This is a genomic window from Paraburkholderia phenoliruptrix (assembly GCF_902859825.1).
In the GTDB taxonomy this organism is placed as follows: Bacteria; Pseudomonadota; Gammaproteobacteria; order Burkholderiales; family Burkholderiaceae; genus Paraburkholderia; species Paraburkholderia phenoliruptrix.
This window is the reverse complement of the sequence record NZ_CADIKB010000016.1, coordinates 41,838-65,455: the sequence shown is the minus strand read 5'-3', so window position 1 is coordinate 65,455 and position 23,618 is coordinate 41,838. Positions and strand designations below refer to the sequence as shown.

At 62.0% G+C, this 23,618-nt stretch carries 21 protein-coding genes; 13 read left to right on the top strand and 8 right to left on the bottom strand.

From position 1 onward, the window contains the following. Window positions 1-199: 199 nt before the first annotated feature. The 8 genes from HV711_RS17520 to HV711_RS17485 all read left to right on the top strand — a co-directional run bounded on the left by HV711_RS17520 (window position 200) and on the right by HV711_RS17485 (window position 9,254). On the top strand, window positions 200-958 hold the full coding sequence (locus tag HV711_RS17520) for a response regulator (RefSeq protein ID WP_035479113.1): 759 nt from the start codon (window positions 200-202) through the stop codon (window positions 956-958). Next, entirely contained in the window at window positions 942-2,219 is a 1,278-nt protein-coding gene (locus HV711_RS17515) for an ATP-binding protein (RefSeq protein WP_035479112.1), read from the top strand. The genes HV711_RS17520 and HV711_RS17515 overlap by 17 nt, the downstream gene beginning before the upstream one ends. A gap of 133 nt (window positions 2,220-2,352) precedes the next feature. Next, window positions 2,353-3,837, top strand: coding sequence for a sensor histidine kinase (locus HV711_RS17510; RefSeq protein ID WP_035479110.1), 1,485 nt, complete (start codon window positions 2,353-2,355; stop codon window positions 3,835-3,837). Beyond that, window positions 3,822-5,192 (top strand): sigma-54-dependent transcriptional regulator, encoded by a 1,371-nt coding sequence (locus HV711_RS17505; RefSeq protein WP_035479109.1) that lies wholly within the window; start codon window positions 3,822-3,824, stop codon window positions 5,190-5,192. Before HV711_RS17510 ends, HV711_RS17505 begins: the two co-directional genes overlap by 16 nt. Before the next feature lie 147 nt (window positions 5,193-5,339). Further along, window positions 5,340-6,128, top strand: coding sequence for a hypothetical protein (locus tag HV711_RS17500; protein ID WP_035479108.1), 789 nt, complete (start codon window positions 5,340-5,342; stop codon window positions 6,126-6,128). Window positions 6,129-6,161: 33 nt separating this feature from the next. Next, window positions 6,162-6,713 (top strand): hypothetical protein, encoded by a 552-nt coding sequence (locus HV711_RS17495; RefSeq protein WP_035479106.1) that lies wholly within the window; start codon window positions 6,162-6,164, stop codon window positions 6,711-6,713. 170 nt (window positions 6,714-6,883) lie between these two features. Beyond that, entirely contained in the window at window positions 6,884-8,128 is a 1,245-nt protein-coding gene (locus tag HV711_RS17490; RefSeq protein ID WP_035479105.1) for an MFS transporter, read from the top strand. A 196-nt stretch (window positions 8,129-8,324) separates the two neighbouring features. Next, the gene (locus tag HV711_RS17485) at window positions 8,325-9,254 is read left to right on the top strand and encodes a substrate-binding domain-containing protein (RefSeq protein WP_035479180.1); all 930 of its coding nucleotides are present in this window, start codon (window positions 8,325-8,327) and stop codon (window positions 9,252-9,254) included. A 135-nt stretch (window positions 9,255-9,389) separates the two neighbouring features. Here the strand turns inward: HV711_RS17485 and HV711_RS17480 are convergent, their stop codons facing one another. Both HV711_RS17480 and HV711_RS17475 read right to left on the bottom strand, forming a co-directional pair. Further along, window positions 9,390-10,679 (bottom strand): MFS transporter, encoded by a 1,290-nt coding sequence (locus tag HV711_RS17480; protein ID WP_035479103.1) that lies wholly within the window; start codon window positions 10,677-10,679, stop codon window positions 9,390-9,392. A 46-nt stretch (window positions 10,680-10,725) separates the two neighbouring features. Further along, the gene (locus HV711_RS17475; RefSeq protein WP_013590325.1) at window positions 10,726-12,150 is read right to left on the bottom strand and encodes a M20 family metallopeptidase; all 1,425 of its coding nucleotides are present in this window, start codon (window positions 12,148-12,150) and stop codon (window positions 10,726-10,728) included. Between the two features lie 134 nt (window positions 12,151-12,284). Between HV711_RS17475 and HV711_RS17470 the strand changes: the two genes are divergently transcribed. Beyond that, window positions 12,285-13,181, top strand: coding sequence for a LysR substrate-binding domain-containing protein (locus HV711_RS17470; protein WP_035479100.1), 897 nt, complete (start codon window positions 12,285-12,287; stop codon window positions 13,179-13,181). 66 nt (window positions 13,182-13,247) lie between these two features. Here HV711_RS17470 and HV711_RS17465 read toward each other — a convergent pair whose 3' ends face one another. The 6 genes from HV711_RS17465 to HV711_RS17440 form a co-directional block, all read right to left on the bottom strand. Next, window positions 13,248-14,075 (bottom strand): ABC transporter permease, encoded by an 828-nt coding sequence (locus HV711_RS17465; RefSeq protein WP_028359811.1) that lies wholly within the window; start codon window positions 14,073-14,075, stop codon window positions 13,248-13,250. Between the two features lie 25 nt (window positions 14,076-14,100). Then, window positions 14,101-15,354, bottom strand: coding sequence for an ABC transporter permease (locus HV711_RS17460; RefSeq protein ID WP_035479098.1), 1,254 nt, complete (start codon window positions 15,352-15,354; stop codon window positions 14,101-14,103). 28 nt (window positions 15,355-15,382) lie between these two features. Next, on the bottom strand, window positions 15,383-16,429 hold the full coding sequence (locus HV711_RS17455; protein ID WP_014971899.1) for an ABC transporter substrate-binding protein: 1,047 nt from the start codon (window positions 16,427-16,429) through the stop codon (window positions 15,383-15,385). A gap of 1 nt (window position 16,430) precedes the next feature. Beyond that, window positions 16,431-17,612: an ABC transporter ATP-binding protein gene (locus HV711_RS17450; protein WP_028359813.1), complete on the bottom strand. Its 1,182-nt coding sequence runs from the start codon at window positions 17,610-17,612 to the stop codon at window positions 16,431-16,433. Window positions 17,613-17,633: 21 nt separating this feature from the next. Continuing rightward, entirely contained in the window at window positions 17,634-18,770 is a 1,137-nt protein-coding gene (locus HV711_RS17445; RefSeq protein ID WP_035479095.1) for an SRPBCC family protein, read from the bottom strand. 136 nt (window positions 18,771-18,906) lie between these two features. Beyond that, window positions 18,907-19,833, bottom strand: a complete 927-nt coding sequence (locus HV711_RS17440; protein WP_013590318.1) for a LysR family transcriptional regulator — start codon at window positions 19,831-19,833, stop codon at window positions 18,907-18,909. Window positions 19,834-19,993: 160 nt separating this feature from the next. Here HV711_RS17440 and HV711_RS17435 point away from each other — a divergent pair, with 160 nt between their 5' ends. From HV711_RS17435 to argE, 4 genes are read left to right on the top strand one after another with little or no spacing between them, the layout of a single operon-like run. Next, window positions 19,994-21,301 (top strand): flavin-containing monooxygenase, encoded by a 1,308-nt coding sequence (locus tag HV711_RS17435; protein WP_035479093.1) that lies wholly within the window; start codon window positions 19,994-19,996, stop codon window positions 21,299-21,301. Between the two features lie 18 nt (window positions 21,302-21,319). Continuing rightward, window positions 21,320-21,760, top strand: a complete 441-nt coding sequence (locus HV711_RS17430) for a RidA family protein (RefSeq protein ID WP_035479090.1) — start codon at window positions 21,320-21,322, stop codon at window positions 21,758-21,760. A 9-nt stretch (window positions 21,761-21,769) separates the two neighbouring features. After that, complete coding sequence (locus tag HV711_RS17425; RefSeq protein ID WP_035479087.1) at window positions 21,770-22,447, top strand: DUF1028 domain-containing protein; 678 nt, start codon at window positions 21,770-21,772, stop codon at window positions 22,445-22,447. Beyond that, on the top strand, window positions 22,440-23,597 hold the full coding sequence (gene argE, locus HV711_RS17420; protein WP_035479084.1) for an acetylornithine deacetylase: 1,158 nt from the start codon (window positions 22,440-22,442) through the stop codon (window positions 23,595-23,597). Before HV711_RS17425 ends, argE begins: the two co-directional genes overlap by 8 nt. Window positions 23,598-23,618: the final 21 nt, after the last annotated feature.

The window sequence follows — 23,618 nt, the reverse complement described above, 5'->3', positions numbered from 1 at the left end:
TGCTTACGGAAACTTACTGTCCAGTTACGCGCCAAGACAGACGAAGGAGAAGAAAGAGAATCGGGCTTTCGGCGCACCCAACATCCCCGTGGCCGGAGCGTTGTGCCGCTTTCGTTAGCGAGCGCGACTCCCAGTAATATTCAGAAAGCCAATCGGGTTCTCCTTGGGCTACGATTACCGCGTCCTCACCTCTCCTCGAATGATGGAAGTGCAAGCACCCGCCTTGTCCGACGCCGCCCTGCAAGTCCTGCTCGTCGATGACGACGCCGAACTGCGCGACCTGTTGCGCAAGTTTTTCCAGCAGCGCGGCATCGCGTTCTCCGTTCTGCACGACGCTGTGAATCTCGCGCGGCGGCTGCAGCGCGAGCGGCCGTCCGTCATCGTGCTGGACCTCATGATGCCGGGGGTAGACGGCCTCACCGCGCTCAAGCAGCTGCGCGCGAGCGGCGACACGATTCCGGTCATCATGCTGACCGCGCGGGCCGAAGGCGTGGAGCGCGTGCTGGGGCTGGAACTCGGGGCGGACGACTATCTCGGCAAGCCGTTCATGCCGCAGGAGCTGCTCGCGCGGATTCGCGCGGTGCTGCGCCGCCAAGGTCCGCAGCAAACCACGGTGGTACAGAAGAAGCGCGCCCCTTGCCGGTTCGGTCGTTTCGAACTGGATTTTTCAACCCGCACGCTGCGATGCGAAGGCACCCCCGTGAAGCTCACGGGCGGGGAGTATGCACTGCTCGAGGTGCTGGCCTTGCACCCCAGAGAGACGCTCTCGCGCACGCGGCTGATTGAGCTGCTCCACGGCCCGGATGCCGAAGTCACCGAGCGCGGCATCGACGTGCCGGTATGGCGCCTGCGCCGCCTGATCGAGGACGATCCGTCCAATCCCCGACGGCTGCAAACCATGCGCGGCGTCGGCTATATGTTCATTCCGGACGGCGCGGCCGATGAAGAATCCGCTTGATTCGATGTTTGGCCGGCTTGTCGTCGCCACGGTAAGCCTGCTCGTGCTGGTTCACCTCACGTCGCTGCTGTTGATTGAGCAAACCCGCGCGAGCCTCGCCGCCTTCCATATTGCGCGCGTCGTGGAGGCTGGCGCCAGCATGGTCCAGCAGGACAGCGCAGGCGCGCGGTCCGTGGCGAACATCCTCGGTATTTCGTTCGTGGACCTGAAGCAACTGCCGGCGGCCGACGCCCAGCGCTTTCGCGGCGACACGGGCGGGCCCATCGAATGGCAACTGCGGCACGTGCTGCCGCCCGGCACCCACGTGGCGATGGACGACCAGGGGACACTGCGCGTGCTTCCCGCGGACAGCATGCGCGGTATCGTGCTGCCGCAGGCAGACGTGCCGCTGAGCCGCTTCACGGGAGCCCTTGCCTTGACACTGGCGTTTGCCATAGTAGTCGCCGTCGTACTCGCATGGCGATTCAACGGGACGGTGCGCGACCTCGCCGCCGCCGCGCGCGAGCACCGAACCGGGCACCACGCAAGCATCGTGCGCAAGCGGGGACCGCGTGAGGTGCGCGAGCTGATCGGCGACTTCAACGACATGACCCGCGAACTGGCCGACGCCGAGCGGGAGCGCGCCGTGATGCTCGCCAGCATCGCGCACGACCTGCGTACACCGCTCACGCGCATGCAGGTGCGCGCAGACCTGCTGACCGATCCCGAAGATCGCGACGGCTTTCTGCGCGACACGGACTCCATGTCGCGCGTCATCACGCAGTTTCTGGACTTTGCACGCGAGAGTCCGGAAAGTTCGCCCATGACGAGCGTGGATGCTTACTGTCGCCGCGATTACACCGACGCACTGAGTCCCAGCGGCGCAGCGGACACCGATGCGCTCGTGACGCTCGATCTGCGCGCCGGGGGCGATTTCATGCTGCCCATCGTGGATATAGACCGCATTCTGTCGAACCTCGTCGAGAACGCGCTGACCTACGGCGAGCCGCCCGTGGAGCTCGTCACGCGAGCGCATGACGGGCATTACGAACTCGTCGTGCGCGACCACGGGCCTGGCGTGTCCGAGCCGGACCTCGACCGGGTGCTGCGTCCGTTCGTCCGGCTCGATTCCGCGCGCGGTGGCACCATGCACAGCGGGCTGGGCCTCGCCATCGTGCGCCGCCTCGTCCGCCATCACGGCGGCGCGCTTGAGCTTTCCAACGCAGCCGACGGTGGGTTCGTCGTCGCGATGAGCTTTCCGAAGCACATTGCCGCACGGTGAAGCGTGGCACACGGAGTCATCTCAGGACGCGGTCCCGTCATCGCCAGGTAACATACTCTCCACTCCAATGCGCCGTGTGCCTGGCAGGAGACTTGCTTTACACTCCGCCGTCGCCGTTCGTTCATGATCTTCAATGCCGAGACCCTCGTTTTCCACTCAGCTTCTCACGCTCTGGATTCTCATCGCCGTGCTGTGCGGTTTGCTGAGTGTCGCCGTGTGGCTCATGTTGTCGTCGGCGCTGAGCGAGCGCGTCGTCACCGCGAGGCAGCAAGCGGCGGCCGCTTGCACCGCGATTGCCTCGCGCTACGACCTGTCGATGCAGCGCTCCGGCGAAACCAACGTCGATCTGATGCACGCGGTGCTCGATCTTGTGCTGCTCCAGACCGACGGTGTAGAAGGCGGCTTCTGGACCAGTCAACCGCCTTCGAATGCGTCGAGCGGCTTTGTTGCGTACGCATTTCCTACCTATGGAGGCAGCGGCGTTAAACGCGATATTCCTGAAGCCGAGACGCCACTTATTCTCCGTGCACTGAAGAGCGCTTTCAGTACCCGGCAGTTGCAGTCAGAGACGGTGCTGAGCGGGACGGACGCCGTGCTCGCGGTCGCCTGTCCGGTCCCGCAACACGCGGACCTGCTCGCATGGACGTTGACGCGCGCCCGACCGCCGCTTGGACCCTACGGCGAGCGCGCCGCCGCCATCCTGGCGGGTGTGCTCGCCGTCATCGTCGTGCTGGCGCTGTTTCTGGCGCTGACGCTCAAGCGATGGCGACAGAGCCTCGCACGGCTCGAACATGCGCTCGCACCTGACGGTGGGTTCGAGCGCGGCAAGCGGCTTGAGCGCTTTGGCGAACGCGATCTCGACCAGATCGTCGATGCGCTTAACCGCTACGGGGAGCGTGCCGAGCGACTCAAGCACGATGCCAACGCGCTGAACCGGCAACTCGCAGAGGCCGAGCGGTTCAGCACGTTGGGGAAGATGGCGGCGCAAATCGCGCATGAGATTCGCAATCCGGCGGGCGCGATGCGACTCAAGGCCGAGAACGCGCTGGCGGGTGACGGCGCACGCCGCGAAGCCGCGTTGAGGACCATCATCGAGCAGGTGGCGCGCATCGAGCTGCAAGTAACGAGCCTGCTGGCGCTGACCCAATCGGTGACGGTTCGCCCATGCGAGGTCGATCTGCGCGCGTGGCTCGACGATATCGTTCATACGCACGAATCGCGCGCCGAAAGTAGACATGTCACGCTCGGCGCGGAAGTTGCGCAGAATCCGACGCGGCCCGTTTTCGATCCCGCGCAGATGGCACGTGCGCTCGACAACCTTCTTGTGAACGCGCTCAGGCACGCGCCGTCAGGCGGGAACGTGACGGTCCGCGCGTATTGCGCCGTCGCGCAAGGCGGTGAACGGCTCAGGCTCGAAGTCATCGATAATGGTGCCGGCGTGAGGCCCGCCGAGCGCGAGCGGATCTTCGAGCCGTTCGTGACGGGCCGTCCCGAGGGATCGGGTCTCGGTCTCGCCGTCGTCCGCGAGATTGCGTCGGCGCATGGTGGGCGCGCCTACCTTGCGGAAGATTCGAACGTGACACGCTTTGTGATCGACTTGCCATGGCGACCATCCTGATCATCGATGACGACGACGCGTTCCGCGAAGGCCTTGCGGAAACCGTGCAGGACCTCGGCTACTCGCCGTCCGAAGCCCGGTCCGGCGATGACGCGTTCGAGCAGTTGCGCGGGCGTCCCGCGCCCGACTGCATCTTTCTCGACTTCCGCTTACCGGGCGCTGACGGCCTCGCCGTGCTGGAAACGCTGCGCAAAACGCCGGGGCTACAGAGCGTACCGGTCGTGATGCTCACTGCGCACGCGACAAGCGACAACACCATTGGGGCAATGCGGCTCGGCGCTTTCGAGCACCTCACCAAGCCGGTCGGACGGGACGAGGTCGCCGCGCTGCTCAAGCGCATTCTGTCGGCCCAGGCCGACGCGCCCGCCGCACGCGTGTTCCCCGACGAGGCACGATCCGATGAGCCGCAACTGCTCGGCGTGAGCGAGACCATGCGTGAGGTGCAGAAGCGCCTCGGCCGCGCGGCGGGTGGCGATTCGACCGTGCTGATCACCGGTGAAACGGGGACCGGTAAGGAAATCGCGGCGCGGGTGCTGCACCGTGCGTCGGCGCGCGCGAGCGGTCCCTTCGTCGCGGTGAACTGTGCGGCCATTCCCGACGATCTGCTCGAGAGCGAACTCTTCGGACACGGCAAAGGCGCATTCACGGGTGCACAGGGCGACAGGCGAGGGCGCGTCGAGGAAGCGCATGGCGGCACGCTCTTTCTCGATGAAGTCGGCGATATGTCGCTTCCCATGCAAGCGAAGCTCCTGCGCGTGCTTCAGGAGCGGCAAGTGACCCCTCTCGGCACGAACCGGATCGTGACGGTCGATGTGCGTGTCGTCGCCGCCACGCATCGCGATCTCGCTTCGATGGTCGCGGCCGGGACGTTCCGGCAAGACCTGCTGTTTCGTCTCAACGTCATTCCGCTGCATATGCCGCCGCTGCGCGAGCGCGTGGCCGATATCCTGCCGCTTGCCGAGCACTTCCTTGCGAATGCATCGGCCGATACCGCGCGCAAACATCTTTCTGCCGATGCGCAGCGCCTGCTCGCCACCTTCGCCTGGCCCGGCAACGTCCGGGAGTTGGCCAATGCGATCGAGCGGGCGAGCGCGCTTGCGCCGGCCCAGGTGCTCACGCGTGACGATTTCGCCTTTCTGTCAGCGACACGCGACAGCGCGGATGACCCGATTCCCCTGGCGCTGCTCGAGCTTCCGCTGCCGCAAGCGGTGGCGCAACTAGAGCGCGCGCTGATTGTTCATGCGCTGTCGGCATCGGGCGGCAATCGCGCCGAGGCGGCGCGGCGGCTCGGCATCAGCCGCCAGTCGCTCTACACGCGCATGGCGTCGCTGGCCATGTCCGACGCCTCCGTCTGAAGCGCACACCGTCCGGAATTGGACATGTGCTGTCCGGTACTTTGACACTTCCACACGGCGTGGTCGCGAAATGGGTCGAGCCGCCGGCGTTTCCAGATTGGCATACGCCTTGCAGATGATTCCTCGCTACGCAAAAAGGAGTGAATCATGCAATCGACCCGATATGCCAGCTTGCGAATCGCCGTGCTCGCGGCCTTGCTTACAGCGAACGCCGTCTGCGCAGCACCATCCGCTGCAACGCCGACACCGCCGCGCGTCGGCACAGATCCTCCGCTGCCTTCCCTCTCCGCAACGCCGCTGCCTGCACCGCCGCAAGGTGCAGAGCCGCGCGTGCTTGCCGACGCGGCTTCGGTCGCGATCACGCGCGGCACCGTCGCGCGCTTCCTCACGAATCCGGATGGCGACGTCGATGGCTTCATCACCGACGACGGCACCCTTGTGCGCTTTCCTCCGCATATGAGCGCGCAACTGACTTCGGCAGTTCGTCGCGGTGACCTCGTAGAAGTGAGCGGCAGACGTGAGGAAGGTGGCAGCCTGGCGGCTCAACGCATCACCGACACACAGACGGGCCGGCAGGTGATCGACGAGCCGCCTATGCGCGGCGTACAGCCGATGCCGCGCGCCGCGCGCGAAGGAGGACTCTCGCGCCTGAGCGCGCAAGGACAGGTCGCGCACATTACGACCGCACCGCGCGGCGAACCCGATGGCGTGATCCTCTCCGACGGCACGGTGATCAAACTCACCCCGCCCGTGGCTCAACAGTTTGCGGCCCTGGTGCGGACGGGGGCGACCGTATCGGCGCAAGGCTACGGCACGCGCAATCAATACGGCACCGCGCTTCAGGCGACCGCCTTCGGCTCGCCGGGCAATCTGACTCCGCTCTATGAGCGGAACGCGCCCATGCCGCCCATGCTGCCCATGCCGCAGATGCATTGAGGCAGCGCCATCACAACTTTAAGGACAACGAACATGCATTGGATCGACCCTACGAGCCTTCCGGAAACACGCGGCAAAGTCACACGTTTTCTGTTGAATCCGCATGGTGAAGTCGACGGCCTCATCGTCGGCTCGCGTCAGGTTCACTTTCCCCCGCATCTGTCGAAACAGATCGTGCGTCACGTCACGCCCGGCGATGTCGTACGCGTGCGCGGCATCAAGCCACGCGATGCCGACATGACCGCCGCCGTTTCGCTGACGACCGCAAGCGGCGTCGTGATTCTCGACGAAGGTCCCCATCTCAAAGGCGAGAAGCATCACAAGCCGGATGTAAAACGCAAACCGATGGACGCATCGGGCGAAGTGGTGCTTTCGCTCTTCGGCCCGAAAGGCGAATTGCGCGGCGCACTGCTGGACGACGGCACGTCATTGCGCATGCCGCCTCACACTGCCGCCGAACTGGCCGATTATCTGACGCCGGGCGTGCACGTTCACGCGTGGGGGCACGGCGTCAGGACGAGGCACGGCCGCACGATCGAGGTCGACGAAATCGCCGAACTCGTCGATGCGCCGGAGGCGCCCTGACAAGGCTGCGCCTCGTGCATGGCGCGTATGTCGTGGCGCGCCATGCAGACCCATCCCTCTAACGTCACCCGGCGCCAGGCACCGACGCCTATGCCGTCGAAGTCTCGCAGGAGCACAGCATCGTCGGCACGCAGCTTCGACCCAACAAGAACGGACGCCATGAGTGAGCCATGAATCCTCAGTACGCGCTCGAAGGACTCAATTTCTTCATGGCCGATGTGCAGGCCGGTATCGGGCCATTTCTCGGCGTCTTTCTTCAGGCGCATGGCTGGCATCCGGACGCAATCGGCACGGTGATGACGCTGGGTGGTATCGCGGGCGTGCTTGCGACTGCTCCGGCAGGTGCGTTGGTGGACGCGACGCATCACAAGCGCGGCATCATCGTCGTCGCGGGGGTAATGACGACGCTCGCGTCGCTCGCGCTGTGGATATCCCACAGTTACTGGATGGTGGCGGCGTCACAGATATTCACTGCCGTGACGGGGGCGGCGCTCGGTCCGGCGGTGGCCGGCGTGACGCTGGGAATCGTGCGCGAGAAAGGTTTCGACCGGCAGTTCGGCCGCAATCAGGTGGCCAATCACGCGGGCAACGTGATCGGTGCCGCGCTCTCGGGCTGGCTTGGATGGCGCTACGGATTCAGCGCGGTGTTCGTGCTGGCCGGTGTGTTCGGATTCCTGACTGTCATCGCGACGCTGCTGATCCGTCGCGACGCAATCGATCACGACAGCGCGCGCGGTCTCGGGGGCCCGACATCGGGGGAGTCGAACCTTGAGCATGAGCATGCGAGCGGTTTTCGCGTCTTGTTAACGTGCCGGCCCTTGCGGCTGCTCGCCGCATCGCTCGCGATTTTTCATCTGGGCAATGCGGCGATGCTGCCGCTTTATGGGCTTGCGGTCGTCGCGGCGCATCAAGGCGATCCTAATGCCTTCGCTGCCCAGACTGTCGTGGTCGCCCAGGTTGTGATGGTCGTCGCCGCCTGTTTTGCGAACCGCCTGATTGAGCGAATGGACTACTGGGGCGTGATTCTGATCACTTTCCTTGCGCTGCCGCTGCGTGGCCTGGTGGCCGCGATGTTGATCACCGCGTGGGGCGTATGGCCGGTTCAGGCCCTTGACGGCGTCGGCGCGGGCTTGCAGAGCGTCGCGGTGCCCGCGCTGGTGGTGCGGCTGTTGCAAGGCACGGGACGGGTCAACGTCGGACAAGGCGTGGTCATGACGGTGCAGGGAATCGGCGCGGCACTGAGTCCGGCGCTGGGCGGTGTACTCGCCCAGCATTTCGGATACGCGAGCGCGTTCCTCGTGCTGGGCGCCGTCTCTACCGGATCGCTGGCGCTGTGGCTGTTCTTCGGCACCACGCTCAAACAGGCTTGCGGCCTTCGCCGCAAAGTGGATGACGATGGTCCTCTGGCGACTTGAAATCCGAAAGCATGTGCCACTCCGCGGTGGACATCGACGCCTCTACCCAATCCGGACAGTTCGTATTTATCGAGTCGTGACAACAATGCTGACAATAAATCGTACGACCGCCTCATAGAGTATCGTTATGAAAGGACTCCGGTCGCGCGGAGCCCTTTTCGGCAGAGTCTATAGCGATGGTCAGTTAAATATGCGCATGATTCTTTCGCTTTTCGGGGTTCTCTGCGTGTGGGCCGGCACGGTTGCGGCCGCCTGGTCGACGACCATCGGTGTCGTTTTGCCCGGGTCGTCGCTCGTTTTCTATCAGACAATGATCAGGGGAATTGAACGTGCGGCGAGCGACCAGCAGGTTCAGCTTCTCATGCGGAACCCGTCCGACGGGGCGTCGCTCGAGACGCCCAATCTCCAGCTGCATATCATCGACTACCTCGTGCAGCAAGGCGTGGCTGGCATTGTCCTGGCACCCGAGCCGCTGCGGGGCGCCTCTACTGCTTCTATCTCGGTCCCAATCGTTCTGGTCGACCGGGCAAGCGCCGATTACAAGTCCCTCTCAACCGTTTCTACCGACAATTTCGAGGCAGGCAGAATAGCCGCGCAGAGCCTCTTGCCCGTCCTGCGAAAGGGTGCCAAGGTGGCCGTGCTGCGGCTCGCGCCGAACATCCGTTCCACGACCGAGCGCGAAAACGGGTTCCTTAGCGTCGCACGCAAAGAACAATGGGATGTCGTTGTCGATTCTTACGTGGGATACCGGCCGCGTGATGCGGAGGGATTGATCGCCAACGCCCTGAACAGCTACACAGGTCGTCTTGACGCTGTCTTCGCGCCGGCTGAGCCGATTGCCTATGGCGCCCTGCGAGTGGTGGAAGCCAAGGCGATCGGCGACCGGCCGCGCCTCGTCGTATTCGACTGGCGCCCGGAATTCATGGCTGGACTCAAACGCGGCGTTATTTATGCCGATGTGGTGCAGGACCCTTACCGCATGGGTTATCTCGCCGTGGAGGCATTAGTCGGTGCCTTGCACGGCCACCCCGTTCTCTCAACGGTATTCGTCGATGTGGTAACGGTGACGCCGAACAACATACATGATCCGGCGATCAGAGCGGTGTTGGCAACCTACGCACGCTAAGCGCGCCTGGCTCCGTCATGCGAAGCGGCGCAGCCAACCAGCTGCATGCTGTTTGTTGCGGCCAGGATGGGTAAATTCACTGCCGGCAACGCCTTCAACGATGCGGTCAACGCCGCCACTCATCAGCACCACTCATCACCGCAGATTCAGCGTCTTGCGGCATCGCCACAACGCAATCAGGCTGATCACGCCGAGCAGCATCAGATAATAGGCCGGGGCCAGCTTGCTGCCGGTCGCCTGAATCAGCGACGCCACAATCAACGGGGCGAAGCCGCCGAAAATAGTCACCCCAATGTTGTAGCTGATCGCCATGCCGGTAGCCCGTGTTTCGATCGGGAACGTCTCCGCCATCAAAGCGGGCAGGGCCCCGAAATAGACGGCCTTAAGCAGCCCCACCCACGCCATCGTCGCCATGAGTGCGCCAAGGCCAGCGTGCTCGCCGAGAACCGCAAAAACTGGGTAAATGGTTAAGGTGAAGACGATGCCGGCCCACGCCATCAAGCGCACCCGTCCGACACGGTCGGAGAGATGGCCAACAAACGGCGTGACAAACGTGAGAATGGCACCGGTGAGCATCGCCGCCATGAAACCGAAACTTTCGGGAAGATGCAGCTGGCGGACCGCGTAGGTTGGAATGTAAAGGATGACGTAACTGGTTCCGGTCGACACCACCAGCGTGCCGATGGCGAGGAGCATGCGGCCCTTCTGACGGGCAAACACCGTGCTGACCGGATGCTCTTCCGATCTGGCTTCCCGGAAATTTTGCCCTTCATGGACGTGCTTGCGCAAATAAAGGCCTACGGGTCCTATCAGGATGCCGAACAGAAACGGCAAGCGCCAACCCCAGGATTCGAGCGCAGACGTTTCGAGCGTATTCGTCAGGATGACTCCGAACCCTGCTGCGAGCAGGTAACTCAGGCCCTGGCTTGCGAACTGGAAGCTGGCGATAAAGCCTTTTCGCTCAGGTGCCTGTTCGACCATGAAGGCGGTGGTGCTGCCGAATTCGCCTCCCGCGGAAAATCCCTGGACCATGCGCGCGCACACGACCGCAATCGGCGCCGCGATGCCCATCGTCGCGTAGCCCGGCATCAGGGCTATCAGGGCGGTGCCTAGCATCATCATGACAATTGACACCATCATGGATGCCTTGCGGCCGCGCCGGTCCGCGTAGGAGCCGAGCACGAGTGCGCCGAGCGGTCTGACGAGGTAGGAAATACCAAACGTTCCAAGCGTTATCAGAAGCGACACAGTGGAGTTCGAGGCCGGGAAGAATGTCTTGGCGATGATGGTGGCGAAAAATCCATAGATAAGGATATCGAACCATTCCAGTGCGTTGCCGATCGAGGCGGCCAGGATAATCCGGTAAAAGCTGGAACGCCTGGTTTCAATTGAAGCGGTATCAGTCACAGTCGCGGCGGTGTGCATGTGAGAGTCCTGGAGATGGAAGGAGTATTCGCTCGAGAAAAGGGACCTATGCCAGTTGATGATTTGTTACGCGTTGGCGTCGACTTCGAACCGTCGCGCCGTTTTCACCGAGATCCCAGAAGAGGCCAGCCATGATCTGCAGCGCTTCGCGCGCCACGCTTGCGAGCAGATGCTCATTCGGCGCGTGCTGGGAGCAGCCGCTATACGAGTGGGGAATCCAGATCGTCGGCATGCCCAGGATATCCATGAAGACGTGATTGGGTATTGATCCGCCGAGATTCGGCAGCAGGTCCGGTTTCTTTCCGGTTGTCTGCCGCAGAGAGTCAAGTGCCCACTCGACCCATGGGTCATCGGGCGGCAGGCGTGTCGCGTCCATCTGTTCGCCGATCTCGACCTCGACCATGCTGAAGCCAAGCCGGTCCAGGTGGCTTCGCAGGAACGCGGCGATGTTGCCGGCGTCAGTGCCGACCACATATCGGAGCTGGCAATGCGCCCGAGCGGTGGGGGGAATGGCGCCGACCGGATTGGCCGGGTTTCCGGTCGTGAACGCCAGCACCTCCAGCGCGTTCCAGCTGTAGACGCGTTCCTGGGCGGTCAGGAACGGTTCGCCCCAGTCGGGATCGATCGCCGGATCGTGGGGGCCGCCGCCTACGGCGACGTCTTTTAATGCATGACGTATGACCTCAGGAATGTCTCGGGGGCATAACTGCTCTACCAGGATCCGGCCACGCGCATCGACGATGGACGCAATCGCGTTAGCGAGCACAGTACCGGGGTTGCGCAGCAGGCCGCCCCAATTGCCTGAGTGATGGGCGCCGTCGCGCAGGTTGAGCGAGAGGGTGAAGTTGACAAGCCCGCGTGAGCCGAGAAAAACGCAAGGGGTGGCTGCGCTGGCACGGGGGCCGTCGGAAGCGACCAGAAGATCGGCCGCGAGGGTTTCCTTGTGCTGTTCACAAAGCGCCTGAAGCCCGGGTGACCCCGCTTCTTCACCCATTTCGATGAGCAGCTTTACGTTGAAGTTCAGGCGCTGGTTTCTTGCGGCCATGACCTGTTCGAGCGCCGCCAGATTGATCGTATGTTGGCCTTTGTTGTCTGCAGTGCCCCGGCCGTACCAGCGGTCTTCGTCTATGGTGATATTCCACGGGCACATCTGGTTCTTCCATTGGCCCGCGTATCCGCGCACGACGTCGCCGTGTCCATAGATAAGGACGGTGGGCAGGGCGGGATCTTCGATGCGCGCCGCGAGCAGGAACGGGCCGTAACCTTCGACCGGGTTCGCCACGATGCGGGTCTCGAAGCCGAGTCGTTGGACCGAAGGGACCAACTCGCCGCTCAGATAATCCCAAAGTACAGGCATACCCGAAGCTTCCTGACTTTCGGTCTCCATCCGGACCCTGCGCTGCAGATCCCGCAAGAAAGCGCCCGAATCGAAATATGAAATGGCATTGTCGATCGCTTCATCGCGTGTCATCATGCTCCTCACCAGTAGGCGTGTATGCTGCGAGTGATTGCTTCGATCAACCAAGCGTACGAAGTCAAAAGCCGCACCACAATTGACTTATTTGCAGACTCTCCTTTCCAAAAGCGCAAACCAGCGCGTCCTGCATGCACAGCGTCGCTCTTCGTTACTTTCTGGCGGTTGCGAACACCGGCTCGCTAAGCGAAGCGTCTGAGCAATTGCACGTGACGATCTCGGCGATCAGCCGGCAGATTGCCAAGCTGGAAGAGGAAGTGGGGTATCCGCTATTCGAGCGGCAACCGCGCGGCATGGCGCTCTCCAAGGCCGGTGAACTTCTGGCCGCTCATGTGCGCAGAACCCTGCTCGAGGGTGAGCAGGTACTCGATGAAATCAAGGCGCTTGCCTCATTCGATCGAAGCACGATTCGTATCGCCTCATCGGAAGCATTTGCGCGGGACATGCTGCCGCACGTCATCGCCGGCTTTCTGGAAAAGTCGCCGGGTACGCGCTTCGAGCTGACGGTGGCGGCGCCTCAGGACGTGACAGTGCGCGTGCGTAACGGCGACGCGGATATCGGTCTGACCTTTAGTGTTGCGCGTGACCCGGAGATTCGCGTCGAGTACGCGCGCAGCGCGCCGATCTATGCGTTGATGAAGCGTAGCCATGAGCTGGCCGCTCGCAGCAACGTGTCACTGGCCGACCTGCAGCCCTTTCCGATTGCACTGCTCGATCGCAGCACGACGATCCGGCAAATGTTCGACGTGACATCCAGTCTTGAGGGCCTGCTGTTCGAGCCAGTCTTAACCTGTAATAACTCGAGCACGTTGTGCGTTTTCACGCAGGTGTCAGGCGCAGTCTCACTGACGAGCCGGTTTACGGTGCGGGCGCGGCTGGAGCAGGACGGTCTCGTGGCGATCCCGATTGACCATCCCGGCATGACGCTGCGCAGCGTACAGATTCAGACCTTGTCTGGGCGTGTGCTGTCGGCCGCATTGAAAGAATTCGTCCTGCGGTTGATCGCGCAACTGCAGGACGAATCGTGAGTTCGTCGCCAATCCAGCCAACTGGCACGTCTGTCACTCAGCCTACGCCACTTTCGTGCCGCGCAATCAGGTCAACGTCTGGCTCGCCGCGGACGCCCGCGCTCTTAACCAGTTGATGCTCGCAAAGAGCAACACCGCAAACACGATCAGCATGGTCGCGACCGCGAGAATGGACGGATCGATGGAGTCGCGGATACCGCTCCACATCTGGCGCGGTACGGTCTTCTGGTCGGGCCCGCCGATGAACAGGATCACGATAACTTCATCGAACGATGTCGCAAACGCAAACACGCTGCCCGTTGCGACAGCAGGCGTGATGAGCGGCAGGGTGACACGGCGGAATGCAGTCCAGGGACGGGCCCCGAGACCCGACGCGGCGCGCAACAGGCTCTGATCGAACGACAACAACGATGCGGTCACCGTGATGACGACAAACGGCGTGCCGAGCGCCGCATGGGCAAGCACGACGCCGGCGTACGAGTTCACCAGTCCGAGGGGCGCGAAGATGAGGTAGAAGCCGGCCGCTACGACGACAATGGGCACGATCATCGGTGAAATGATGATCGGCATGATCACCGAGCGCAACGGAAACTGTGAACGCGACAACCCCAGTGCGGCGAGCGTGCCGAGACAGGTTGCGATCAAGGTCGATGCCGCGCCGATGCCCACGCTGTTCAGTAACGCGCGCTGCCAGTCCGCGCTTGTGAGTGCCTGCTCGTACCATCGAAAGGAAAAGCCCTGCATCGGATACGAGAAATACGAGCCGGAATTGAACGACAGCGGAATGATCGCGAGGATGGGCGCGATCAGGAAGAACAGCACGAGCGCGGTGTGCACGCGCACGCAGCGCGCAGCGACGCGTTCCGTCAGCACCGTGTTGCGTTTGTCTTGCATGAGCGTGTCCTTCGATGCCGATAAGTCAACCGAAGCGCAGCCGGTCGATGCCGACGATGCGGTTGAACAGGAAGTAGAAGATCGCCGTAAAGATCACGAGGTACACCGACAGCGCGCCCGCGAGTCCCCAGTTGAGCTGGGTGTTGGTTTGCATGGCGATGAGCTGGCTGATCATCTCGTCGCCTGCGCCGCCGAGCAGTGCAGGCGTGATGTAGTAGCCGAGCGCCAGCACGAACACGAGGAAGCATCCGGCACCGATGCCTGGCAGCGTCTGCGGCATATAAATCCGCACGAATGCCGTGAACGGATGCGCGCCGAGCGATTTTGCCGCGCGCACATAGACGGGCGAAACACTCTTCATGACCGAATAGATCGCCAGAATCATGTAGGGCAAGAGTACATGCGTCATGCCGATCAACACGCCGGTGCGATTGAAAATCAGCGGTACAGGATGCGTGGCAAGACCGAGCCCGGACAACACGCTGTTGATGACACCGCCCGGTTGCAGCAGAACGTACCACGCGGTCGTGCGCACGAGCAGCGACGTCCAGAACGGCACGATCACGAACAGCATTAGACGGTTGCCCGTCCTCGCGGGCAGATTCGCGAGCAGCCATGCAACGGGATAACCGAGCACGAGGCAAAGCAGCGTAACGGTCGCGCTGATCGATATGGTTCGAACGAATGCTTCGCGATAGACCGACGCATTCGCGGGCATCGACGCGATGGCCCCTTGCGGCGTGACTTGCGCATCCATGGCGGCAAGCAGATAGTCGGGCGTGGGCGACTCGGCCGCGCGTTTCAGCAGGCGCCACACTTCGGGCGAGTTCCAACGTTCATCGATACCGATCAACGCAGGCTTCCACGCTTTCGGTGCATTGTCGCGAATGTTGCGTGCCGTGCGCATCAGCAGACTGCGAAACTCCGGCTGCGCGAAATTGAGCCGGCGTGCGACCGCTCCCAGCTGGCCGCTTTCCTGCGCCTGTTTCAGGCCCGACGCGAGCAACGCGAAAGTAGGCTCGCCCGGGATGTCCTGGCCGTCCCATGCATTCAAGGCTTGCGTGAGCGCGGGCATGCTGTCTGCCACTTCGTGATTTTGCACGCTGCGTGCGAGCAGCATGGCGATGGGCGCGATGAACGTCGAGAGCAGAAATACGATGAGCGGTAATGCGAGCAGAAGCGCCTGCACCGATGCGCGCCGTTGCGCCTTGTTATAGGACGCGCGGCCAGCCGTTTCCCGAGGAAGACCGGTAGTGTTTGCGTGGACCGATGCAGGCATGTTCGTCTTCCCGTCTGCTTGAATTGAGTTATTGCGTGAGCCACACCTGGAAGCGCTTGTTGATCGCATCGGCGTTGTCGGCCCAGAAGTTCGCGTTGATCTGCACGGCGCGTTTGAAGTTGTCCGGCGCGGTCGGCATGTCGGCAAGACGCTGTTTATCGACGAGCGCGACCGCGTCCTTGCGCGGCGGCGCATAAGCGATGTACTTGGCCAGATCCGACGATGCCTTCGGCTGCGCTTGCGACACAATGAACTTCGAGGCCAGATCGGCATGCTTCGCGCCGCTCGGAATGCCCCACCATTCGAAATCGTAGACCTGTGCATCCCACACGGCCTTGAAAGGCTTGTGGTCTTTCTTCACTGCATCGTCGATGCGGCCGTTATACGCCTGCACCATCACCACGGCGCCGTCGGCGAGCAGTTGCGGCGCTTGCGCGCCCGACTCCCACCACACAATGTTCTTCTTGATCGTATCGAGCTTTTTGAAGGCGCGGTCGACGCCTGCCGGCGTGCCGAGCACTTTATAAACGTCCTTGGGATCGACACCGTCGGCGATCAGCGCCCATTCCATCGCGACCTTCGGCGATTTGCGCAGACCGCGCTTGCCGGGGAATTTCTGCACGTCGAAGAAATCGTTGACGGTGGTCGGTGCATTTTTCAGCTTGCTCGAATCGTAAGCGTAGACCGTCGACCAGACCATGCTGGCCACCGCGCAATCGCTGATCGAACCGGGAATGAAGTCACTGGTCTTGCCGAGCGACTTTTTGTCGAACTTCCTGAGCAGACCTTCGTCGCAGGCGGTGATCGCATCGTTGGTTTCGAGGTCGATCAGGTCCCATGTGGTGTTCTTGGCCTGTTCCATTGCCGAAAGCTTCGCGAGTCCGCCGTCATACGATTCGAGCGAGAACTGCGTGCCGTTCGACTGCGTGAACGGGTCCATCCAGGCCTTCTTGGCCGCAGCTTCGAACGCACCGCCAAACGTCACCACGTTCAGCGTTTCGGCTGCCTGAGTGGTTACGCCGGCGAGAGCGAGTAGGGCGAGTGCGGCGCATTGTGCTTTGAGTCGGGTGCGCATGTCAGTTGGCTCCTGCGGGTGCGGTCGTGATGAGAGAAGGTGAGGGCGTGGCGAAGGTATCGATCGCGTGCGGGCGGGGCGCCGCGGCCATCGCGAGAATCTTGCAGTCGTCGTGACGCCAGGCGACCTGGATCGTGTCGCCCGCCGAAGGCAGCGCATGACGTTGCGTATTGGGCACTTTGACGACGATTGAATCGCGCGAGCCGAGCGTAAGATGCACACGATGATGATCGCCGCAATAGACAAGCTCTTCCACGCGCGCCTGCACGACGTTATCGTGTTCGCCGATTTGCAGACCTTCCGCGCTCGGAATGTGCGCTCGTTCGGGGCGCAGTGCGAGCATGGCGTCATCGCCGATGCGCAAGCCTGCCTCGCATCGGCCTCGAATGATGCTGCCGTCGGACAACGCGAACGTCGCCCAGCGGTCATCGCAACTCACTACGCGTCCGGTCAGTCCATTGTTTTCGCCGACGAAGTTCGCGACGAATGCGTTCTGAGCGTTCTCGTAAAGCTCGCTTGGCGTGGCGGCCTGCTGGATGCGACCATCGGAAAATACGGCGACGCGATCCGACATGGTCAACGCTTCGGCCTGATCGTGCGTCACATACACAATCGTTAAGGACAACTCGCGATGCAGCCGCATGATCTCGTATTGCATCGTTTCACGCAGACGCTTGTCGAGTGCGCCGAGCGGTTCGTCCATCAGGACGACACTCGGTTCGAACACGAGTGCGCGCGCAAGCGCAACGCGTTGCTGTTGTCCGCCCGAGAGTTGCGCAGGGCGGCGATTCGCCAGATGCGGCAACTCGATCATGTCGAGCGCACGCTTCACGCGCGTCTTCTGTTCGGCGCGGCTCACGCGTCTGACGGACAGCGGAAACGCGACGTTTTCCGCAATGGTCAGATGCGGAAACAACGCATAGTTCTGGAACACCATGCCGATGTCGCGCTGATGCGGCGGTTTGTCGTCGAGCCGCTTGCCGTCGAGCCGGATCTCGCCTTGTGTCGGCGATTCGAATCCCGCCAGCATCATCAGCGTGGTCGTCTTGCCTGAGCCGGAAGGCCCGAGCAGCGACAGGAATTCTCCCTTGCGCACATCGAGGTTCAGATCGTCGACGACATAGTTCGCGCCGTCATACGATTTGCTCACGCCCGAGAACGAAATGAAGGAGGGATTAGACATCGTAGTTGCGTCCTGTCGTTCTTAATGCGAATTCAGCTTGCTCGCGAGATAACGCGCGAAGTCATAGTTCGGCCGTTCCAGATGGCTGAGGTGGCCCGGTTTGGCAAGCGGCGCATGCACGCCGTGAAAGACCGCTTCGACTCCGCGCCTGTCTTCGGCATTCACCTCGTCGAGCAATTTCTTGAGCGTGGCCATATGCGCATTCGCTTTCGGATCGGCGATGAATTCCGGCGACAGGCCGCCGCCAAACCGTATATGCACGCGCCCGACGCCTTGCGGTTGCAGCACGAGGTACCAGAAATAACCGGGCGTGAGCGTGATCAGATGAGTCGGATAGATGGCGAGTAAAGCGGTGGTCTTGCGCCAGTGGCCGGTCAGGCGCGTGTTGTCGGGATGCGCGTTGCCGATAGGCAGAGACGCTTCCTTGGTGATCCAGTGATAGTTGAATGCCGCATACCCCGGCGGGCACTCCATCTCTTCAAGACGCGAGTGCGGACCTACCGTCGCGCGATGAAGCATCGGCAGGTGATAACTCTCCATGAAGTTCTCGGCGAGGACCTTCCAGTTGGTGTCCCACACGTGCTCTTCATAGAAAGTTTCGATGTAGCCGGTCATACCGTAGGCGTCGATCAGCGGACTCAGTTCCGCCAGCTGCTGGTGGACCGGTTGGGCATCCTGATCGAGCGTGACATAGATCCAGCCTTGCCATTCCTCGCAGCGCACGGCGGGAAGCCTGTAGCGCTCTTTGCAGAAGCCTTCCTGACGGTCCATGAGAGGCGCGCCCTTCAGTGCGCCGTCGAGCGAGTAATTCCACGCGTGATAAGGACATACGATGCGCCGTACATTGCCGCGTCCTTCGAGCAACATCGACATGCGGTGCAGGCACACATTGGACATCGCCCGCAGTTGCATTTGTTCATCGCGCAAAACGACGACCGGTTGTGCGCCGATGCGTGCGGTCAGATAATCGCCGGCCGCTTTGAGCGCGCTTGCGCGGCCGACGCATTGCCATTCGCGCTGAAAGATGTCGCGCTCTTCGCGCTTCAGAAATTCCGCCGACGTGTAGACGCCGGGCGGCATGGCGCGAGCGTCGCTGAACGGCCGATCGCAGCCGGTGCGCAATGCGTCGATCAACTCGGTCAGTCCGGCGTTGTCCATGACTTCGTCCCTTGCGTGCGTTAAGCAGGAGCGCCCGGCGCAATGCGCTCGGCATGGACTCAATCTATCAAGCCAATATCCCAGTCAAAATATAGTTTTCGGATACAACGCAAAGCTTTTGGCTATGCAGCGCTGTTCAAGCGTCGATGTGCAAGCGCCGTATGTAGTTCTCGCAAAACGAAGCGAAGCGATGCACCACCTGACGGGGTTTCATGGTGCGAGACTGTGCGATGCCGAGCATCGTTGGATTGACACTGTCTTTAAAGCGTTTAATCACGAACTCTTCGCCATCCACGGTGCGATTGGACTTGAGCGGAAAGTTGAGCAGGCTGTAGCCGAGTCCATTTGCCACCATGCCGCGCACCACTTCCGGCTGGGACGAGCGAAACGCGGGGACGGGGCGGCTGCCCACCGCGTCGAAGAGCGCAGCGAAGTATTCGCGGCTGTGCGGCAGATCGAGCATCACATAGGGCTCGGGCAATAAATCCGCCAGCGAAATCTTGCGGGCGCGCGCCAGCCGGTGCGTGCGCGGAAGAATGGCGTAAGGCGGCAAGGACAGCAGCGGCGTGAAGGCAATGTCCTCGGTGAGATCCAGGCTGTACGTCAGCGCGATATCGAGCGAGCCGTCGTGCAAGCCGCGAAGCAGCGCATCCTGGTGTGCCTCGACGGTGCGAAAGGAAATGCCTGCGTGATCTTCGGTGAAGCGCGCAATCAGTCCCGGCATAAGCGGCGGCGCGAGCGACACGAGGCAACCCAGGGCGATGGAGCCCGTCATTCCGCCATCCATCTCTTTAGCGGCCATCTGCAATTCTTCTGCGATCTTCAGAAGATTGCGAGCCTGGCCTAATAAATCGCGCCCGGCCTGCGTCAGCGAGAGACCGCTAGCGTGGTGTCGAATGAAGAGCTGCACGCCGAAAGACACTTCCAGATCGGCTAAAGCCGTGGAGATGGACGGCTGCGAAATGTGCAGTTTCCTGGCCGCTGCGGTAAAGGAAAGTGCTTCGGCGGTGACCACGAAATAGCGCAACTGGCGCAACGAATAGCGTAGCGGGTGGCTTTCCATCGGCGTCGATCAAGAGAGCAGGATGCGTTGCATTGTGGAGCGGACAAAAAACCGTGCATAGGTTTTTCCGATGCTCTGCATTTTTTGAAAATATTTTATCGATCCTGTTTCGGCGCGTAGATTCCCACGACGACATACCGCCTCTCGGAAGGACATAGCCATGACAGTGGGAACAACGTCGATCGATACGCTCGTAGTAGGCGCGGGCCAAGCCGGCGTCGCCATGAGCGAACATTTGAGCCGCCATGGGGTGCCGCATCTGGTGCTGGAACGCGCACGCATTGCGGAGCGCTGGCGCACGGGACGGTGGGATTCGCTTGTCGCGAACGGCCCCGCCTGGCACGATCGCTTTCCGGGCCTTGAATTCGCGGAGACCCGGCCGGATGCCTTTGCGCCCAAAGAAGAAGTCGCAGATTACTTCGTCGCCTACGCGAGGAAGTTCGAAGCACCGATTCGCACCGGCGTCGAAGTGACGAAGGTGGTACGCAACACGGGGCGCGAAGGTTTTACCGTCGAGACGTCGGATGGCGTGCTGGAGGCGAGGCGCGTCGTCGTGGCGACAGGTCCATTCCAGAAGCCCGTGATTCCGCCGATCGCGCCGCGCCATGCATCGCTCACGCAGATCCATTCGGCGGACTATCGCAACCCGCAGCAGTTGCCCGCTGGTGGCGTACTGGTCGTGGGCGCCGGTTCGTCGGGCGTGCAGATTGCCGATGAACTGCAGCGCGCGGGCCGCAACGTGTATCTGTCTGTTGGTGCGCATGACCGTCCGCCGCGCGCGTATCGCGGACGCGACTTCTGCTGGTGGCTCGGCGTTCTCGGCGAGTGGGATGCCGAAGTGATGAAGCCTGGCCGCGAGCACGTGACCATCGCGGTGAGCGGTGCGCGTGGCGGGCAAACCGTGGACTTCCGCCGACTCGGGCATCAGGGCATTACGCTCGTCGGTCTGACGAAATCGTTTGACGGCAATGTCGTGCACTTCAACGCCGACCTCGCGGAAAACATTGCGCGTGGAGATGAAAACTATCTGTCTCTGCTCGATGCAGCCGACAGTTACGCAGTCCGCAACGGCCTCGACCTTCCTGCTGAACCGGAAGCACGCCTGATTCCGTCCGACCCCGCCTGTCTGACCCACCCGCTGACGGATCTCGATCTCGAACAGGCAGGCGTCACGTCGATCATCTGGGCAACGGGCTACGCGACCGACTTCAAGTGGCTGCAAGTCGATACGTTCGACGAGAAAGGCAAGCCGAAACACCAACGCGGTGTATCGAACGAGCGAGGTGTGTATTTCCTCGGCCTTCCCTGGTTGTCGCGACGCGGCTCGGCATTTATCTGGGGTGTGTGGCATGACGCGAAGCACATCGCCGATCACATCGTCACTCAGCGCGAATATGAGGCGTACTACGACACTGCGCAAAGCAACAGCCAGAAGCCGCGGCGTGAAGAGAGCGTTCAAGTCAATTAAAACATTGAAGGCAAATCGATGAGCCAACCTACGCATACCCGTATCCGCATGTTCAACACGAAGGATACGTACCCGAACCAGACGCTCGACAACGATCTTTGCCAGGCCGTGCGCGCCGGCAATACCGTGTATGTGCGTGGACAGATCGGCACGGACTTCGCGGGCAACCTCGTCGGCCTCGGCGATCCGCGCGCACAAGCCGAGCAGGCGATGAAGAACGTCAAGCAGTTGCTCGAAGAAGCGGGAAGTGACCTTTCCCACATCGTCAAGACGACCACCTACCTGACTGACGTGCGGTTTCGTGAACCGGTGTATCGCGAAGTCGGCAAGTGGCTCAAGGGTGTGTTTCCCATTTCGACAGGACTTACCGTGGTCGCGTTGGGACAGCCGGAATGGCTAATGGAAATCGATGTGATCGCCGTCATTCCGGATGGATGGACGCCGCCGCCCAAGGCATAAGGAGTACGCATGACTTTCTCTATCGTCGGTCGTTGCGAAAAGACGGGCCAACTCGGTATTGCGATCAGTTCGTCGAGCATTGCCGTGGGCGCACGCTGCCCGTGGCTGCGCGCGGGAGTGGGCGCGGTCGCAACGCAAAACATCACGTTGCCCGCACTCGGGCCGCAGATTCTCGATCTTCTCGCCGGCAAGCAGCTCGCTCCAGCAGAGGCCCTGAAACAGGCACTCGATGCAAACGAATGGAGTGAGTTTCGCCAGGTGACCGTGGTCGATGCAAAAGGCCGCACCGCATTCTTCAGCGGCAAGGAAGCGTTGGGCACGTATCATGCCGTCGCGGGCAACCAGTGTGTCGCCGCGGGGAACATGCTGTCTGGAAAGCACGTCATTGAAGCGATGCCGGCCGCGTTTGCAAACGCCGAAGGCCATCTTGCCGACAGATTGCTCGCAGCAATGAATGCTGCAATCGCGGCAGGCGGCGAAGCGGGGCCGGTGCACTCTGCGGCGCTGAAATTAGTGAGTGACCTGACGTGGCCGCTTGTTGACCTGCGCGTCGATTGGGTCGACGAAGATCCCATCGGCAAGCTCGGCGAGTTGTGGACCGCCTACGAACCGCAGATGAACGACTATGTGACGCGCGCATTGAATCCGGCCGCGGCGCCGAGCTACGGCGTACCGGGCGATGAATGAGATGTCGAGCCGTGCGTTGCTCGAGGCGCTGATCGGTTTCGCGACAGTCAGCCGCGACTCCAATCTGGCTCTTATCGAATTCATTCGAGATTATCTCGTGGCGCATGACGTCGAATGTGAGTTGTTCTATAACGACGAGTGCACCAAGGCCAATCTCTTTGCGACGATCGGGCCGCGCCACCGCGGCGGCGTTGCGCTGTCGGGTCATACGGATGTGGTGCCCGTCGATTGTCAGGCGTGGACCGTCGATCCGTTCAGGCTCGTCGAGAAAGACGGGCGTCTATACGGCCGCGGGACGGCGGACATGAAGGGCTTTCTTGCTTCCGTTCTTGCCGCAGTGCCGATCTTCGTCAAGCGCGACTTGAAGATGCCGGTGCATCTCGCATTCTCATACGACGAAGAAGTCGGTTGCCTCGGCGTTCGTCCAATGCTCGAACAACTCGCGCGTCGCGCGCATAAACCCGTGCTCTGTCTGATCGGCGAGCCGACCGAACTCAAGCCGGTGCTCGGTCATAAAGGTAAGCTTGCAATGCGTTGCTGTGTGAAGGGCGCGCCGTGTCACTCGGCCTACGCGCCCTATGGCGTCAACGCCATTCAATATGCCGCGCGTCTCATCAACCATCTTGATGAGATCGGCGAAGAACTCGCACAGGCCGAACATCGCGACGAACGTTTCGATCCGCCGTATTCCACGGTGCAAACTGGCGTCATCCAAGGCGGCCGCGCGCTCAATATCGTGCCCGTGGAGTGCGAGTTCGATTTCGAAGTGCGTGCGTTGCCGGGCTTCGATGCCACGGAGGTCGCGGACCGCTTGCAGACGTATGCACAGGCCACACTGCTGCCGAAGATGCGTGCCGTGAAGGCGGATACCGGCATCAGTTTGACGCCGCTGTCGTCGTATCCGGGTCTGGCGACGCCGCCCGACAGTGAAGCGGCACGTCTGCTTGCATTGCTTTCGGGATCGACGGAATTCGGCACGGTGGCCTTCGGTACGGAAGGCGGTCTGTTCGAACAGGCAGGCATTCCGGCCGTCGTATGCGGACCCGGCAGCATGGACCAGGGACACAAGCCCGACGAGTACATCACCGTCGAGCAATTGCGCGAGTCGGATGCCATGTTGCGTCGCTTAGCCGATCACCTCTCCACCTGAGGCTCGCCAATCGGACATGGC

Bases quoted from the DNA above. Each gene is read 5' to 3' on its own strand.
- HV711_RS17520 (WP_035479113.1), top strand. From the start codon at position 200: ATGATGGAAGTGCAAGCACCCGCCTTGTCCGACGCCGCCCTGCAAGTC.
- HV711_RS17515 (WP_035479112.1), top strand. From the start codon at position 942: ATGAAGAATCCGCTTGATTCGATGTTTGGCCGGCTTGTCGTCGCCACG.
- HV711_RS17510 (WP_035479110.1), top strand. From the start codon at position 2,353: ATGCCGAGACCCTCGTTTTCCACTCAGCTTCTCACGCTCTGGATTCTC.
- HV711_RS17505 (WP_035479109.1), top strand. From the start codon at position 3,822: ATGGCGACCATCCTGATCATCGATGACGACGACGCGTTCCGCGAAGGC.
- HV711_RS17500 (WP_035479108.1), top strand. From the start codon at position 5,340: ATGCAATCGACCCGATATGCCAGCTTGCGAATCGCCGTGCTCGCGGCC.
- HV711_RS17495 (WP_035479106.1), top strand. From the start codon at position 6,162: ATGCATTGGATCGACCCTACGAGCCTTCCGGAAACACGCGGCAAAGTC.
- HV711_RS17490 (WP_035479105.1), top strand. From the start codon at position 6,884: ATGAATCCTCAGTACGCGCTCGAAGGACTCAATTTCTTCATGGCCGAT.
- HV711_RS17485 (WP_035479180.1), top strand. From the start codon at position 8,325: ATGATTCTTTCGCTTTTCGGGGTTCTCTGCGTGTGGGCCGGCACGGTT.
- HV711_RS17480 (WP_035479103.1), bottom strand. From the start codon at position 10,679: ATGCACACCGCCGCGACTGTGACTGATACCGCTTCAATTGAAACCAGG.
- HV711_RS17475 (WP_013590325.1), bottom strand. From the start codon at position 12,150: ATGACACGCGATGAAGCGATCGACAATGCCATTTCATATTTCGATTCG.
- HV711_RS17470 (WP_035479100.1), top strand. From the start codon at position 12,285: ATGCACAGCGTCGCTCTTCGTTACTTTCTGGCGGTTGCGAACACCGGC.
- HV711_RS17465 (WP_028359811.1), bottom strand. From the start codon at position 14,075: ATGCAAGACAAACGCAACACGGTGCTGACGGAACGCGTCGCTGCGCGC.
- HV711_RS17460 (WP_035479098.1), bottom strand. From the start codon at position 15,354: ATGCCTGCATCGGTCCACGCAAACACTACCGGTCTTCCTCGGGAAACG.
- HV711_RS17455 (WP_014971899.1), bottom strand. From the start codon at position 16,429: ATGCGCACCCGACTCAAAGCACAATGCGCCGCACTCGCCCTACTCGCT.
- HV711_RS17450 (WP_028359813.1), bottom strand. From the start codon at position 17,612: ATGTCTAATCCCTCCTTCATTTCGTTCTCGGGCGTGAGCAAATCGTAT.
- HV711_RS17445 (WP_035479095.1), bottom strand. From the start codon at position 18,770: ATGGACAACGCCGGACTGACCGAGTTGATCGACGCATTGCGCACCGGC.
- HV711_RS17440 (WP_013590318.1), bottom strand. From the start codon at position 19,833: ATGGAAAGCCACCCGCTACGCTATTCGTTGCGCCAGTTGCGCTATTTC.
- HV711_RS17435 (WP_035479093.1), top strand. From the start codon at position 19,994: ATGACAGTGGGAACAACGTCGATCGATACGCTCGTAGTAGGCGCGGGC.
- HV711_RS17430 (WP_035479090.1), top strand. From the start codon at position 21,320: ATGAGCCAACCTACGCATACCCGTATCCGCATGTTCAACACGAAGGAT.
- HV711_RS17425 (WP_035479087.1), top strand. From the start codon at position 21,770: ATGACTTTCTCTATCGTCGGTCGTTGCGAAAAGACGGGCCAACTCGGT.
- argE (WP_035479084.1), top strand. From the start codon at position 22,440: ATGAATGAGATGTCGAGCCGTGCGTTGCTCGAGGCGCTGATCGGTTTC.